At 71.2% G+C, this 15,111-nt stretch carries 11 protein-coding genes; 5 read left to right on the forward strand and 6 right to left on the reverse strand.

Annotated features, from left to right (window positions below):
• The first annotated feature begins 23 nt into the window (after positions 1-23).
• The 3 genes from ACBJ32_RS22970 to ACBJ32_RS22980 are packed head-to-tail and all read left to right on the forward strand — an operon-like array spanning position 24 to position 6,423.
• Positions 24-4,424 (forward strand): glycoside hydrolase family 38 C-terminal domain-containing protein, encoded by a 4,401-nt coding sequence (locus ACBJ32_RS22970; protein WP_375128417.1) that lies wholly within the window; start codon positions 24-26, stop codon positions 4,422-4,424.
• The gene (locus ACBJ32_RS22975) at positions 4,421-5,299 is read left to right on the forward strand and encodes a peptidylprolyl isomerase (RefSeq protein ID WP_375128418.1); all 879 of its coding nucleotides are present in this window, start codon (positions 4,421-4,423) and stop codon (positions 5,297-5,299) included. Before ACBJ32_RS22970 ends, ACBJ32_RS22975 begins: the two co-directional genes overlap by 4 nt.
• Positions 5,299-6,423, forward strand: a complete 1,125-nt coding sequence (locus tag ACBJ32_RS22980) for an ROK family protein (protein ID WP_375128419.1) — start codon at positions 5,299-5,301, stop codon at positions 6,421-6,423. The genes ACBJ32_RS22975 and ACBJ32_RS22980 overlap by 1 nt, the downstream gene beginning before the upstream one ends.
• A gap of 526 nt (positions 6,424-6,949) precedes the next feature.
• Here the strand turns inward: ACBJ32_RS22980 and ACBJ32_RS22985 are convergent.
• The 3 genes from ACBJ32_RS22985 to purN form a co-directional block, all read right to left on the reverse strand.
• Complete coding sequence (locus ACBJ32_RS22985) at positions 6,950-7,132, reverse strand: hypothetical protein (RefSeq protein ID WP_357886449.1); 183 nt, start codon at positions 7,130-7,132, stop codon at positions 6,950-6,952.
• Between the two features lie 128 nt (positions 7,133-7,260).
• Entirely contained in the window at positions 7,261-8,814 is a 1,554-nt protein-coding gene (gene purH, locus ACBJ32_RS22990; protein WP_357886447.1) for a bifunctional phosphoribosylaminoimidazolecarboxamide formyltransferase/IMP cyclohydrolase, read from the reverse strand.
• Entirely contained in the window at positions 8,811-9,440 is a 630-nt protein-coding gene (gene purN, locus ACBJ32_RS22995) for a phosphoribosylglycinamide formyltransferase (protein WP_357886446.1), read from the reverse strand. Before purN ends, purH begins: the two co-directional genes overlap by 4 nt.
• 74 nt (positions 9,441-9,514) lie before the next feature.
• Between purN and ACBJ32_RS23000 the strand changes: the two genes are divergently transcribed.
• The gene (locus ACBJ32_RS23000) at positions 9,515-9,934 is read left to right on the forward strand and encodes a hypothetical protein (RefSeq protein ID WP_357886444.1); all 420 of its coding nucleotides are present in this window, start codon (positions 9,515-9,517) and stop codon (positions 9,932-9,934) included.
• 24 nt (positions 9,935-9,958) lie between these two features.
• Here ACBJ32_RS23000 and ACBJ32_RS23005 read toward each other — a convergent pair whose 3' ends face one another.
• The 3 genes from ACBJ32_RS23005 to sucC all read right to left on the reverse strand — a co-directional run bounded on the left by ACBJ32_RS23005 (position 9,959) and on the right by sucC (position 13,970).
• Positions 9,959-11,584: a DUF6350 family protein gene (locus tag ACBJ32_RS23005; RefSeq protein WP_375128420.1), complete on the reverse strand. Its 1,626-nt coding sequence runs from the start codon at positions 11,582-11,584 to the stop codon at positions 9,959-9,961.
• A gap of 325 nt (positions 11,585-11,909) precedes the next feature.
• A complete protein-coding gene (sucD, locus tag ACBJ32_RS23010; protein ID WP_357886440.1) occupies positions 11,910-12,785 on the reverse strand; it encodes a succinate--CoA ligase subunit alpha in 876 nt (291 codons plus the stop codon).
• Positions 12,786-12,788: 3 nt separating this feature from the next.
• A complete protein-coding gene (gene sucC, locus ACBJ32_RS23015) occupies positions 12,789-13,970 on the reverse strand; it encodes an ADP-forming succinate--CoA ligase subunit beta (RefSeq protein ID WP_357886438.1) in 1,182 nt (393 codons plus the stop codon).
• Positions 13,971-14,250: 280 nt separating this feature from the next.
• Here sucC and ACBJ32_RS23020 point away from each other — a divergent pair, with 280 nt between their 5' ends.
• The gene (locus ACBJ32_RS23020) at positions 14,251-15,048 is read left to right on the forward strand and encodes a hypothetical protein (RefSeq protein ID WP_375128421.1); all 798 of its coding nucleotides are present in this window, start codon (positions 14,251-14,253) and stop codon (positions 15,046-15,048) included.
• The last annotated feature ends 63 nt before the right edge of the window (positions 15,049-15,111 follow it).

Below are 15,111 nucleotides of genomic sequence, written 5' to 3' on the forward strand. Positions count from 1 at the left end.
AGGTTCCCTTGCCTTTCCGCCTGTTGTCCGCAGAGTCGACCGACCTGTTCGTGGGCACGCCCGACGAGCCGCACCAGGTGCTGCGCGTCACCGTCGCCCAGGGAGATCACGCATCGTCGCTGGAGCTGCGCGGCGCGGGCGTCCGCCTGGCCGGCGAGATCGCCGTTCCCCCCGCCGCCGCGACCCTCGAGATCCCGCTGATCGTGTCGGCGCCCCCGGGCACCACCGTGCCGTGCCTGCTCACCCTGGGCGAGGAGACGCTGGAGGTCCCGGTCACGGCCGAGGAGCCGGGCTGGACGATGTTCATGGTGTCGCACTTCCACTACGACCCGGTGTGGTGGAACACGCAGGCCGCCTACACCAGCCCGTGGGAGCTCCTGTCCAGCGACGCCACGACCAGGCCGCTGTGGGAGCGCAACGCGTTCGCCCTGGTGGAGGCGCACATCGAGCTGGCCCTGCGCGACCCCGACTACCGCTTCGTGCTGGCTGAGGTCGACTATCTCAAGCCGTTCTTCGACACCCGTCCCGAACGCCGGGCCGACCTGCGCGCCCTGCTGGCCGAGGGCCGGGCCGAGCTGGTCGGCGGCACGTACAACGAGCCCAACACCAACCTGACCGGCGCCGAGACCACCATCCGCAACCTCGTCCACGGCATCGGCTACCAGCGCGACATCCTGGGCGGCGATCCGCGCACGGCGTGGCAGCTCGACGTGTTCGGCCACGACCCGCAGTTCCCCGGCTACCTCGCGGCGGCGGGGCTGACGGGCAGCGCGTGGGCGCGCGGGCCGTTCCACCAGTGGGGGCCGATCAGCAAGAACTTCAAGCAGGCCAAGAACGACGCGGCGCTGATGCAGTTCCCCAGCGAGTTCGAGTGGATCGCGCCGTCGGGGCAGGGCGTGCTGACCCACTACATGCCGGCCCACTACTCGGCGGGCTGGTGGACGGACTCCGCGCCGTCCCTCGACGAGGCCTGCCGGGCGGTCCACGACCTCTACCGCTCGCTCAAGCCCGTGGCCGCGACCAGGAACATCCTGCTCCCGGTCGGCACCGACTACACCCCGCCCAACAAGTGGGTCACCGACATCCACCGCGAGTGGGCGTCCCGCTACGTCTGGCCCAGGTTCGTCTGCGCCACCCCGCGAGACTTCCTCGACGCCGTCCGCGCCGGCCGCTCGTCCTTCAGCCCCCAGACGCGCGACATGAACCCCGTCTACACCGGCAAGGACGTCTCCTACATCGACACGAAGCAGGCCCAGCGCGCCGCCGAGGTGGCGGCCCTGGACGCCGAGCGCCTGTCCACGTTCGCGTCGCTCCTGGGCCTGGGCGGCTACCCGCACACGGCGCTCGACAAGGTGTGGCGCCAGCTCGCCTACGGCGCCCACCACGACGCGATCACCGGCTCGGAGTCCGACCAGGTCTACATCGACCTGCTGACCGGCTGGCGCGAGGCCCACGACCTGGCCACGGAGGCCCGCGACACCGCCCTCGCGGCCCTGACCGGCCAGATCGCGGTGGACGGCCGCAGCGTCGTGGTCACCAACACGCTCCCCTTCGCCCGCGACGGCCTCGTCCGGGTCGCCCTCCCCGCGGGCCACACCGTCGCGGCCCCGTCGGGCGCCGAGGTCCCCGCCGTCACGGAGAACGGCGTTCTCACCTTCCTCGCCCGTGACGTGCCGTCCATGGGCTGGCGCACGTACCACGTCGTCCCGGGCACCCCGCAGCCCTGGCACCACACCCCGGCCACGCCCAGTGCCACCGTCCCCGCGCCGGTCACCATCCACAACGACCGCTGGCAGATCACCGCCGATCCCGCCCGGGGCGGGGTGCTGGCCTCGATCCTCGACCGCCGCACCGGGCAGGAACTCCTCACCGGCCCCGGCAACGAGCTGCGCCTCTACGACGAATATCCCCAGCACCCCGACATGGGCGAGGGCCCGTGGCACCTCATCCCCACCGGCCACGTCGTCGGGTCCGCCGAAGGTCCCGCGACCTCCGCCACCGCCGAGACCAGCCCGCTGGGCCGGCGGCTGACCGTCACCGGCCGGGCCGGCGAGATCACCTACGAGCAGACCGTCACCCTCCTGACCGGCTCCGACCGCATCGACTTCACCACCCGCGTGCTCGACCACACCGGCGCGGACCGCCTCCTGCGCGTCCGCTTCCCTGCCCGGGTCGAAGGCGCGCTCCCGGTCTCCGACGTCTCGGGCGCCGTGGTCGGGCGCGGCTTCGCACTGCCGGACGTGGACACGGCCGAGCACCCGTGGACACTCGACAACCCGGCCAACACCTGGTTCGGGCTGTCGGCCACGGCCAAGGTCGATCTCGGCGAGGCGGGCGCGCGGGCGCTGGGCGTCGCAGAGGTCGTGGTCCCCACCCTGGAGGACGCCCCTCAGGCCCGCGACCTGGTGGTGGCGCTGGCCAGGGCCGGGGTGACGGCCACCACCTCCTCCGCGCCCGGCACCCGGTACGGCTGGCTCGACGTCGACTCCAACCTCCCCGACGTCCGCATCGTGCTCGGCGGCCCCGACACCAACCCGCTGGCCGCCGAGCTGCTCGCCCGAGCCGACGAGTCCTACGCCAAGGCCCTGCGGGCGGGCACCACCCGCGTCTGGATCCCGGCAGAACGCCCGCTCCAGGAGGTCTGGCAGCCCAGCGCCGACCTGCGCGACCTCCGAGCCCTTCCGGCCCTGATCGTCACCGACCCCGTCGCCGACCTGGTGTCCGACCTGGCCGACGCCACGATCGAGGCGCAGTGCCCCCTCGGCGCCGAGCGGCTGGAGAACCGTACTGTCGCCCTGCTCACGTACGGTCTGCCGGGCTTCGCCGTGGACCCGTCAGGCGCGCTCCACCTGTCGCTCATGCGCTCCTGCACCGGCTGGCCGTCGGGCATCTGGCTGGACCCACCCCACCGCACCGCCCCTGACGGCTCCGGCTTCCAGCTCCAGCACTGGACGCACGAGTTCTCCTACTCCCTGGTGTCCGGAGAGGGCGATTGGCGCACCCTCCAGCTCCCGGCCGCGGCCCAGGAACACATCACCCCGCTGCTCCCCCGCCTCCTCCCCTCCGCCCAGCAGGGTCCTCTCCCCTCGACCCACTCCCTCCTCACCCTCACCCCACCCCGAAACGTCCTCCTGAGCACCCTCAAGGCCACCGGCAACCCCCTCGCCCACGGCCTCACTCCCACGGCTACAAGGCATCCCTCCACCCCCGCAGCTCCAGACCATGCCTCCACCCCGGCAGCTCCAGGGCACCCCTCCACCCCTGCGCGCTCAGCGCACGCCACCACCGGCGAAATCCCGCACCATGAGCCAGCCACCGCAACGCCAGACCGGCTCACGCCCCCGCAAGCCGCACAGCACGGGCCGACCACCGGAACACCACAAACCCCGCAGCACGAGCCGACCGCCGGAACGCCGGAAGGCCCGCAGCACGGCGTGACCATCCGCCTGGCCGAATCCACCGGTCTGGGCTCCCGGGCCGAGCTCACCTCCCCCGTCCTCCAACTCGACACGCTCACCCGCTCCGACCTCCTGGAACGCCCGAGCCTCACAACCGCGGACCCCCACGAGCTCACCCTCACCGGCTTCGAGATCGCCACCTACCTCGCCACCACGCCACCTCCAGCGGCCGGCCAGGAATCCGCCCGCACCACGGAACGAGCCCAGCCGGTCTACAGCCGCTACTGGCTCCACAACAAGGGCCCGGCCCCGCTGGGCTACCTGCCGATCTCCGTCGCCCTCACCCCGGGCCTCGTCACCTCGCCGGAGGGCCCGTTCGAGGTGGAGGTGGTCCTCGCCTCAAACCTCACGAACGATCCGCACGAGGGGGTGGTGGACATCCGGGTCCCTGACGGCTGGACCGCCACCCCGTCCCAGCGCCCCTTCCGGCTGCCTCCCAGCGGCCACCTCCGCTTCCCGGTGACGATCACCCCCGCTCCCACGCCGGGCCTGTCCTTCGTCTCGGCGCGCACATCAGCAGGCGGCCAGCTCATCGAGGACATCACCACCGTGGCCATCGGCGACCTCCCCGAACTCCCCGTCACGGACCAGCCCTCGAAGCCCGGCACCGCCATCCACGGCACCAAGTCGACCGGCTCCCGCCCCACGGGCCTGTCGCTGGAAACCCTCACCGACGCCCTCTCCCTCCGCCCAGGAGAGCGCGCCTCGCTGACGCTGCGGCTCACCAACACCACCTCGGACGAGATCCGCGGCGAGTCCCAGCTGGCCTCCCCCTGGGGTACGTGGACCATGCTCCCCGAGGTCATCCAGGGCTTCACCGTGGCGGCGGGAGAAGCGATCGACGTGACGTTCCCGGTGGAGGTCCCGGCCGACCAGCCGCCCGGACACTCGTGGGCGCTGGCCAAGGTCATGTGGTTCGGCCGCTGCCAGTATTCGCCGGCGATCCGCCTGGAGGTCACCCGTTGACCGAGACACCCGCCCCGACCATCGGCACCCCCGCCCCCACCACGCCGTCACCCCACGAGCATTCGCCATCGGAGACGATCGGCTGGGTCGCCGGCCGGCCGGTTCCGCGTGAGCGTCTCGACCGGCGCCTGGCCGACCTGCGAAGCGGTCCGCTCAGCTCCACCCTGCCGAGGCCGGGCACTTCCGAGGACCGTCAGCTGGCCCGCTGGCTGACCCAGGTCATCCTCACGGAGTGCCTGTGCGAATGGGCCGCCACCGACCTCGGCCTGCAATCCCCCGGAGGCGAGAACCTGCCTCCACGACATGCACCCGTCCCCGCATCTGGAGCCGCCATCCCGGAAAATCCCCTCCTAGACCCTGTGGCCGCCGTGGAGCTGGGCTCGATCAACGCCGCCGCCTACACCGGCAGCCCCTGGGTGCGTGCGGTGTTCGAGCACGTCACGGCCGCGGTGACGATACCCCCGGAATGGCGGCCCCGGCCGGCGCCGGAGCCCGAACCGCGCCACCTCGTACGACACCGGCTGTTCACCGACCTCGCCCGGGCCCAGGGAGCGAGCCCGGCCGACCTGGAGCCCCTCGGCGCGGTCACGCTCGGTTCCTTGCCGAGCGCGATCGCCGACGCCCTCCGGCGTCACCCGGACGGCACCCTCGTCGGCCCGGTCGAGGACGCCCTCGGCTGGCACGTCGCGATCGCCGTCCCCGAGCCCCTGCGGGACCGGGGACCGAGCGGTCAAGAACACGACCTCCTACGGGCCGCCCGGCGAAAAGCCTTCGCGCGGTGGCTCGACGACCTGCGCGCCAAGAAAGTAAGACTCATGCCCGGACTGGAGCACCCTGGCGACCCCCGCCAGCCCGACAACCACCACAAACACTGATGACCTGCGTACTTGCCATTGACATCGGAGGAACCAAGCTCGCCGCCGCGCTGGTGGACGAGGCCGGTTCGATCCTGCGTTCCGCCACCCGTCCGACGCCTCGGGAGGAGGTCATGTCCGACCTGGCCGCCCTCATCACGGAGGTCATGGACGGCGGCCCGCCGCCCCAGGCCGCCGGCATCGGCTGCGCGGGCCCCGTAGACCTTGCCTCGGGCACCGTGAGCCCGGTGAACATGCCGAGCTGGCGCGGCTTCCCGCTGCGAGAGGAGGTGCAGAAGCTGACCACGCTCCCCACCGTGCTGGCCGGCGACGCGCAGTGCTTCGCCCTCGGGGAGCACTGGCTGGGAGCCGGCCGCGGCTGCACGTCGTTGCTGGGCATCGTCGTGTCGACCGGCATCGGCGGCGGCCTGGTGATCGACGGAGTCCCGCTCCTCGGCCCGACCGGGAACGCCGGACATGTCGGCCACATGAGCATCGACCCCTATGGCGAGCGTTGCGAATGCGGCGGCCGTGGCTGCGTCGAACGCTACTCCAGCGGCCCCAACATGGCCCGCTGGGCGCTGGAGAACGGCTGGTCACCGGGTGCCGCCTCCCTGGCCAACGGGTCCGTCCGCACGAGCGTCCCGTTGCAGGGCGGCCAGGATGGCCCGACAGACCGCCCGGAACGGACGCAAGATCACCTGAAGAGCCCGATGAACCTCGCTGGAAAACCTCACGGCCACCACGACAGCCCGACAAAACTCGCGGAAGGGACCCAAGGCCACCACGGCGAGTCGACAAGACACCCGGAAGCGGCTCAAGCGGAAGCGGCTCAGGCGGACGCGCGGACGCTGGCCCAGGACGCCGCCGCGGGAGACCCCATAGCGGTGGCCGCCTTCCAGCGGAGCGCCAGGGCCCTGGCCGGCATGATCGCCTCCACCGCGGCAGCCGTCGAGCTCACGGCGGTGGTCATCGGCGGCGGCGTGTCGGCCGCCGGAGAAGTGCTCTTCGAGCCGCTGGGGAACGCGCTGGACGACGTCTCCGGGCTGCCCTTCGTACGGGCGGTGCAGGTCAAGCAGAGCACCCTGGGCGTGCGGGCCAGCCTTGCCGGAGCGGCTCAGCTCGCCTGGCGAGGGCTCTCCTGACTCGCCACCGGAGGCCGGCCTTGCAGGGAGGAGAGGCAGACCCGGGGTTGCGGTGACGACCGGCGTCATGGCTCAGCTCAGCGCCGGAGGAGGAAGGCGGCGTCAGGCTCGACGCCGGAGCGTGGCCGCGTGCGCGCCGGCACGACGCGGCCGCGCGCGATGCCCGAAGGCAATGGCCGCACGCGTTGGCCAAGCCACATCGGCCGCGCGCGGTAGCCGAAGCCACAGCCGCGCGCGGTGATCGCGCACGGTGGCCGAAGCCGCGTGCGGTGATCGCGTACGGTGCCCGCGCGCGGTGGGCAAGCCACATCGGCCGCCGTGCGGTGATCGCATGTGGTGGCCGAAAGCGCATCGGTCGCGTGGAAGTGATCGCGTGCGGGTGGCCGTCGCGGACAAGTGCGGCGCTGGACGACCCGGCCGGAGGTCACGTCCACGGACGTGCAGTGGCCGGACGTGCAGTGGCCGGACGTGCAGTGGCCGGTGGGTGAGGAGGGAGCGGTGTGGACCGGGTGCGGAGGGAGCGCGGTCAGTCGCGCTCGGCCGCCGCCTGGGCCTCGCGGCGCTCGATGATGCGGCGGGTGTAGGGGATGACCTCTACGACGCGGCTGCCGAGGTAGGCGCCGATGAAGGCGAGGACCAGGAGCACGAAGGGACTGGTGGCCAGGCCGTTCAGGGTGACGAATGCCTGCAGGATCGCGTCGAGCGCCATAGGTGAACTCCGGGGGACGAGGACCGGGAAGTGATTCAGGTTAGCCCGACCTCAGGAGTGCTCGCCGCAAAAACGGATAAGGGGCGACATATTGATCATGTCACCCCTTATCGGAAATCTGGCGGTGATCAGTGGAAGAAGTGGCGGGTGCCGGTGAAGTACAGGCTCGCGCCGGCCTTCTTCGCCGCCTCGATCACCAGCTCGTCCCTGATGGACCCGCCGGGCTCCACGATCGCGCGCACCCCGGCCTCCAGCAGCACCTCCAGCCCGTCAGGGAAGGGGAAGAACGCGTCGGAGGCCGCCACCGACCCGGCTACGCGCTCCCCTGCCCGGGTGACCGCCAGGCGGCAGGAGTCGACCCGGTTCACCTGGCCCATGCCGACGCCCACGGTGGCGCCGCCGCTGGCCAGGAGGATGGCGTTCGACTTCACCGAGCGGCAGGCGCGCCAGGCGAACTCCAGGTCCGCCAGCACCTCCGGCGAGACGGGCTCGCCGGCCTTGAGCTCCCACTGCGCGGCCGAGTCGCCGGGCGCGTCCACGCGGTCCACGCTCTGCACGAGCAGGCCGCCGTCGATCCTGCGGAACTCGGTCGGCGAGGAGGGCCCCTCCGGGCAGGACAGCAGGCGCAGGCTCTTCTTGGCCCGCAGCACCTCCAGCGCCTCCTCGTCGTACGCGGGAGCGATGACGACCTCGGTGAACACGTCGGCGATCTGCCGGGCCAGCTCCACCGTGACGGGCCGGTTCACGGCGATCACGCCGCCGTACGCCGAGACGGGGTCACAGGCGTGCGCCTTGCGGTGCGCGTCGGCGACGTCGGCGCCCACGGCGATGCCGCACGGGTTCTGGTGCTTGATGATGGCCACGGCGGGCTCGGAGAAGTCCCACGCGGCCCGCCAGGCGGCGTCGGCGTCGAGGTAGTTGTTGTACGACATCTCCTTGCCGTGCAGCTGCTCGGCGCCCGCCAGCCCGCCGGTCCCGGCCGTGCCGCCCGCGTAGAGTGCCGCGCGCTGGTGCGGGTTCTCGCCGTAGCGCAGGGTGGCCTTGCGCTCGTACGCCGTCCCGGCGAACTCGGGGAACTCCTCACCGTCGCCCACGTACGTGCCCGCGAACCAGTTGGCCACGGCCACGTCGTACGACGCCGTGTGCGCGTAGGCGATGCCCGCCAGCCGCCGCCGCTCGGTCAGCGTGAAGCCGCCCTCGGACAGGGCGTTGCGCACGTCGCCGTAGAAGCTCGGGTTCACCACGACCGCGCAGGTGTTGTGGTTCTTGGCGGCGCCGCGGATCATGGCGGGACCGCCGATGTCGATCTGCTCGACGCACTCCTCGTCGGACGCCCCGGAGGCCACCGTCTCCTGGAACGGATACAGGTTCACCACGACGAGCTGGAACGGGTCGATCTCCAGCTCGTCGAGCTGCGCCACGTGGTGCGGCTTGGTGACGTCGGCCAGCAGCCCGGCGTGCACGCGCGGGTGCAGCGTCTTGACCCGCCCGTCCAGGCACTCGGGGAACCCGGTGAGCTGCTCCACCTTCGTCACCGGAATCCCGTAGGAGGAGATCGCGGCGGCCGTGCCACCGGTCGAGACGATCTCCACTCCGGCGCCGTCGAGGGCTCTGGCCAGCTCTTCGAGCCCGGACTTGTCGTAAACAGCGATCAGCGCGCGCCGGATGGCGATGCGAGTCACGTGGATTCCCCTCCTGTGTGGTTGCCGATGCGGACGGTACGCCCGCTGACCGTCCAGCCCTCGCGGACCATCCGGCCGACGGTCTCGACGAGCAGCCGGCGCTCGACCGTCTTGATGCGCTCGTGCAGGACCGCCTCGTCGTCGTCTGGTAGCACGGGCACCGCCTCCTGCGCCACGATCGGCCCCGTGTCGATCCCCTCGTCGGCCAGCATCACCGTGCAGCCGGTCACCTTGACCCCGTGGGCCAGCGCGTCCCGCACGCCGTGGGCGCCGGGGAACGACGGCAACAAGGCCGGATGCGTGTTCAGCACGGGGAACGCGTCGAGTGTCGGCGTACCCAAAATTTTCATGAAGCCCGCGGACACGACCAGGTCGGGCTCGTAAGATGCGATCTTGGCCGCGATGGCCGCATCCCACTCCGCCCGCGTCGCATAATTGCCCACTTTTTCGACAAAAGTCGGGACATTCGCCCTGGTAGCCCTCGCCAGCCCTTCGATCCCATCCCTGTCGGCGCCGACCGCGACCACGCGAGCCCCGTACGACGGGTCGGCAGAAGCGTCCAGCAGGGCCTGTAGGTTGGTTCCAGAGCCGGAGACGAGGACGACGAGCCGCCCAGCCTTAGACACACACACTCCAATGAGGAAACAGGGTGGGGGTCACAGGGTATCTGTTCATCGCCCGGCGACGCAGAGGAGGTCAGGTGTCGACACCGGTGAAGGCACCGGCAGGCCAGCAGCCCGCGGATTCGGCGGGCCGCCGAGCGATCTGGTTGTCCATCGCAGCGCTGGCCATGACGTTCATGTTGCCGCTGGCCGGCCTGGTCATGGCGCTGTTCGCGCTGATGGCGGGGATCCGGGCGCTACCCCTGCTGAAGGGCGCGGGCAGGCCCACGGGCATCGCGGTGGGCGGCATCACCGTCTCTGCGCTCGCACTGGCCCTGTCGGCAGGGGCCACGGGAATGCAGCTCTACCTCATGGACGAATACTCCGCCTACCAGGAGTGCATGAAGGGCGCCGGCACGGTCTCGGCGCAGGGCGAGTGCTTCACCCAGTTCAGGGACGCCGCGCAGCGCAAGCTCCCGGCGGACGTGCTGGAAGTCCTCGGAGCCATGCAACCGTAACCGCCCCGAGGCCGCGGGCACCGCTCAGTCGCGGTCCCAGGCGTACGGGTCGACGTAGATGACGTGCCCCCCGCGGTCGTCGGACTCGTCCACGATGTCCTTGCGGGGCGGCCGGGCGACCGGTGCCGGCTCCGGCGGGCGCGGGCGGGCCTGGGCCTGGGTCTCCGCCTCGGCCGAGGCGTGCTCGTCCTGCCAGTCGTCCCTGATGACCGGGATCTCCTGGGTGTCGGCCTCCGTGGCGTCCATCCAGTGGCCGGGCAGCGGGCGCGGGTCCGACTCGGCCAGGCCCACCCTGCTGGCCGCCTTCGCCAGGGCGGCGCCCGCCTTGCGTACGGGGGCGGCCGCCTTGTCGAGCGGCGCCCTGGCCTTCTTGTTGAGCAGCAGCAGGTTGGTCACGCCCGCCGAGATGCCCGCGGCCACGCCGGCCTCCAGCGCCACCGACAACGCCACCTCCCACGGCGAGGGCCCGACCGCGGCCAGCCGCCCACCGCCGATCGGCCCGCCGGACAGCGCCGCCAGCACCCCCGCCACGAGCCCCGTCGTGACCCCGGTGAGGAACCCCCACAGCGGCGCCGCCTCGTACGACGGCGAGGGCGAGATCCTGGCCACCATCACACCCGCCACGGCCCCGGCCGCGAACGGCACCGCGACCACCGCCATCATCCACGCCGGCACGGGCCCGCTCTCCGGCAGCGCACCCAGCAACGGCAGGCTGGGCACGGTGCCGAGCTGCACGCCCGTGGGCGCGACCAGGGTGCCGGCGCCGACGGCGAACCCGGGCCCGGCGATGTAGGAGAAGGCCCAGATGACGGCGTTCAGCAGGTAGAGCAGCTGGAGCAGCGCCAGCAGCACGCCGCCCACGAAGCCGGGCGACAGCACCCCCGACAGCTCCTCGACCTGGTCGAAGTTGAGCACGAAGGCGATCAGCACCAGCACGAACCCGGCCACGAGCAGCAGCGCCGTGGCGACCGCGGTACCGACCGTCAGGGCCCGCACGCGCTCGGGCAGCAGCCGCAGCATCACCCGCCACGGCCCGATCATGCGCGCCGTGGCCAGCGAGCCCGCCAGGAACGCCAGCACGAAGTGGCTGAGCAACGCCTCCCCGATGAACGGCTGCGTGATCTCGTTGCTCGTCACGAGCGCGATCAGGCCCGCGAGCAGCGCGTACGGGGCCGCCAGCGACACGCCGGCCTGCGCCACCAGCACGAGCTGGGCGCGGCGGCGAGCCCCCGCCTGCTCCTTGGGGCTGTTCTTCGGCAGCCGGGCGGGCAGGCGCAGCCGCAGGTCGGCGTCGCGGGCCATCCACCGGCCCGCGCGGTAGAGGAGCACGGCGGGCAGGATCATCAGCCCGAGCGGCAGCAGCCCGACGCGCCCGCCGGGGATGGCGAACCCGGCGTGGTGCGCGGCCAGCCACAACTGCGCCGCCGTACGGAACACACCCGGCAGCCCGGCGCCCAGCGTGCCGCGCGGCGCGGCGATCCACCCGACCAGGGTGAGCGTGGTGAGCGCGGCCAGGCCGACGCCGAGCGTGAAGACGGCGGCCAGCATGCCTGAGACCGGCAGCGGACGCCTGGTCTCGTCGTCGTCGCCCGCGAGCTTGCCAAGCATCGACCGGGGGCCTGTACGCAGCTGGTCGAGGATCGCCGTCACACGGCGATTTTCTCAATCTTTCCCAACCAAAGCTTGGTTGACGCGCCGGGACAAGCGTTTCATGTGTTACGGCTTCGCCGGCTCACCCCACACGCCGCCGCCGGCTCGCCTCTGTCCAGGGAGACGCTTCTGACCCGTTCAGTGGCGCGCCGCCGTTACGACGCACAGCGGGCCGGTGCCGTGGCGACATGTGAGCCGTTGGCGTGCCGCGACACCCGAACCGCCCGCGCAGCCACCACGCCCCCCTCGACCGGCCCGCGACGCCCCCCGCATGCGAAAACCCCGCTCGGACAGGCCGGGCGGGGCTTCGCGGAGCGAAGGACGGTCAGCGGGCCTGCATGATCTCGCGCATGAGGCGGGCTGTCTCGGAGGGGGTCTTGCCGACGCGGACGCCGACCTTCTCCAGGGCCTCCTTCTTGGCCTGGGCGGTGCCGGCGGAGCCGGACACGATGGCGCCCGCGTGGCCCATCGTCTTGCCCTCGGGTGCGGTGAAGCCCGCCACGTAGGCCACGACCGGCTTGGTGACGTGCTGCTCGATGTAGGCCGCGGCCCGCTCCTCGGCGTCACCGCCGATCTCGCCGATCATGACGATGGCGTCGGTGCCCGGGTCCTCCTGGAAGGCCTGGAGGGCGTCGATGTGCGTGGTGCCGATCACGGGGTCGCCGCCGATGCCCACGGCCGTGGAGAAGCCGAAGTCGCGCAGCTCGTACATGAGCTGGTAGGTGAGCGTGCCGGACTTGGAGACCAGGCCGATGCGGCCGGCGGTGGTGATGTCGGCGGGGATGATGCCGGCGTTGGAGGCGCCGGGCGAGGCGATGCCGGGGCAGTTGGGGCCGATGATGCGGGTCTTGTTGCCCTTCTCGACCGCGTACGCCCAGAACTCGGTGGAGTCGTGGACGGGCACGCCCTCGGTGATCACGACGCAGAGCGGGATCTCGGCGTCGATGGCCTCCTTGACCGCGTCCTTGGTGAACTTCGGCGGCACGAACACGACCGACACGTCGGCGCCGGTGGCCTCCATGGCCTCCTTGACGGTGCCGAACACGGGCAGGCCCTCGTGCGTGGTGCCGGCCTTGCGGGCGTTCACGCCGCCGACGACCTTGGCGCCGGAGGCGAGCATGCGGCGGGTGTGCTTGGTGCCCTCGCCGCCGGTCATGCCCTGAACGATGATCTTGCTGTTCTCAGTCAACCAGATGGCCATGGGTCACGCACCTACCGCAGCGAGCTCGGCGGCACGCTTGGCCGCTTCGTCCATCGTGTCTACCAGCTCGACGCGCGGGAGCGCGGCGTCGGCCAGGATCTGCCGCCCGAGCTGGGCGTTGTTGCCGTCGAGGCGGACCACCAGCGGGTGGGTCACGGCCTCGCCGCGGCTCTCCAGCAGCTTGAACGCCGAGACGATGCCGTTGGCGACGGCGTCGCAGGCGGTGATGCCGCCGAAGACGTTCACGAAGATCGACTTGACGCTCGGGTCGGAGAGGATGATCTCCAGGCCCGCGGCCATCACCTCGGCCGAGGCGCCGCCGCCGATGTCGAGGAAGTTGGCGGGCGACGGCTTGCCGGGGAACGCCTCGCCGGCGTAGGCGACCACGTCGAGGGTGGACATGACCAGGCCCGCGCCGTTGCCGATGATGCCGACGTTGCCGTCGAGCTTGACGTAGTTGAGGTCCTTCTCCTTGGCCTTGGCCTCGAGCGGGTCCTCGGCGGCCTTGTCGGCCAGCGCCTCGTGGTCGGTCTGGCGGAAGCCGGCGTTGTCGTCGAGCGTGACCTTGCCGTCGAGCGCCTTCACCTGGCCGTCGGCCGACAGGATCATGGGGTTGACCTCGACGAGCGTGGCGTCCTCGTCGACGAAGCAGCACCAGAGCTTCTCGATGAGCTCGGCGGCGCCGTCGAGCGCCTTCTCCGGCAGGCCGCCGGCCACCGCGATCTCGCGGGCCTTGGCGCGGTCGATGCCCGTCAAGGCGGAGACCGGGACCTTGGCCACCTTCTCCGGCGCGGTGTGAGCGACCTCTTCGATGTCCATGCCGCCGGAGGCGGAGCAGATCGCGAGGAACGTGCGGTTGGCGCGGTCGAGCAGGAAGGAGAAGTAGTACTCCTCCGCGATCGCGCTGGCCTCCTCGACGAGGACCTTGTGGACCGTGTGGCCCTTGATGTCCATGCCGAGGATGGCCTCGGCCTTGGTCACGGCGTCGGCGGCGTCGTCGGCCACCTTCACGCCGCCGGCCTTACCGCGGCCGCCGGTCTTGACCTGGGCCTTGACGACAACGCGGCCGGTCAGCTCCTCGGCGGCCGACCGGACCTCCTCCACAGTGTGGGCGACGATGCCGCGCGGCACAGGGATGCCGTAGTCAGCGAAGAGCTCCTTCGCCTGATGTTCGAACAGGTCCACGAGGGTCCGTCCTTGCTTATCCGACTGATGTTCGACGCCCCGGGCAACCCGTGCGTGCCGGGCGTTTCCGCCAGTGAAGCCTAGCCCGAAGCTTGACCTGCCCAGGTCACCGGGTCGCGGTTCTTCCGCTATGTGACGGTGATCTCACTTCCTCAGCATGACATCTGCACGGAAATTGCATGAATTAGTCGCCGTAAGACCCGACGCTCGATATATGGTCGTGATCTTCCAATGGCAGGCTTGCCCCCCGCTCCCCTTGGTAATGCTGAAGGAAACCCGAATGAAGCGAATTCTCGCGGGTCTGACGCTGGCGTCGTGCGCCGCGCTCATGGCCGCCACGCCGGCGCAGGCCGCGCCCGTGAACCCGGTGAAGGCCCTGAAGAAGCAGTACGTGGCCGGGCACGGGGTGCGGGTCTCGGAGACGTCCCGTACGACCATGAACGGGAAGACCGGGCAGGTCAGGACGACGACCGGCGCCCTGGGATTCGGCAAGTCGGGGGTGGTCGCCGCAGATCTTCGCTTCCGGGAGAAGGGCGGGGTATCCGGCCTCTCGCCGTCCCGGAGTATCACCGTGGGCAAGCACACCTATGTCCAGGGCGGGATATACAGCGAGGGTTTGCCGGAGGACAAGAAGTGGATCCGCTACGCGGACCCCTCAGTCATCCACACCAGCCAGCCGCTCGACGTCTTCGACTCCAAGGTGCTCAAGGCGCTCGTCTCGAAGGCCAAGAGCGCCAAGGGTGGAACGTACCGAGGCTCGCTGACGTTCGCCGATGTCAGCAAGCTCTACGGCGAGAAGATCGACAAGCGGCTGGGCAAGATCAAGATCAACTATGCCCTCGACCTGAACTCCAAGGGCCTGATCACCGGGGTCCGCAGCGAGTACACGATGGACTTCGGCGTCCTCGGGAGCACGACCGCCACCGTGAACACCCGGTTCACGGGCTGGGGTGCCAAGATCACCATCAAGGCCCCGCCATCCGACCAGGTGGTCGACCACAGCGAGCTCGGGGCCGACACGGAAGTGCCGCAGGAGATCCCGAACGGCTCGCTGGACTCGCTCGGCAGGGTCCAGTAGCCCTCGACCCGCCGGGCCGTTCCCCGGGGCCGGCCTTCCGGCCCCGGGCGACACCGCAACTCC

Source organism: Nonomuraea sp. GTA35 (assembly GCF_041950525.1).
GTDB lineage: Bacteria > Actinomycetota > Actinomycetes > Streptosporangiales > Streptosporangiaceae > Nonomuraea.

Excerpts from the sequence above, each read along its gene's own strand:
- ACBJ32_RS22985 (WP_357886449.1), bottom strand. The coding sequence starts at position 7,132 with ATGGCGCTCGACGCGATCCTGCAGGCATTCGTCACCCTGAACGGCCTG.
- ACBJ32_RS22980 (WP_375128419.1), top strand. The coding sequence starts at position 5,299 with ATGACCTGCGTACTTGCCATTGACATCGGAGGAACCAAGCTCGCCGCC.
- sucD (WP_357886440.1), bottom strand. The coding sequence starts at position 12,785 with ATGGCCATCTGGTTGACTGAGAACAGCAAGATCATCGTTCAGGGCATG.
- ACBJ32_RS23020 (WP_375128421.1), top strand. The coding sequence starts at position 14,251 with ATGAAGCGAATTCTCGCGGGTCTGACGCTGGCGTCGTGCGCCGCGCTC.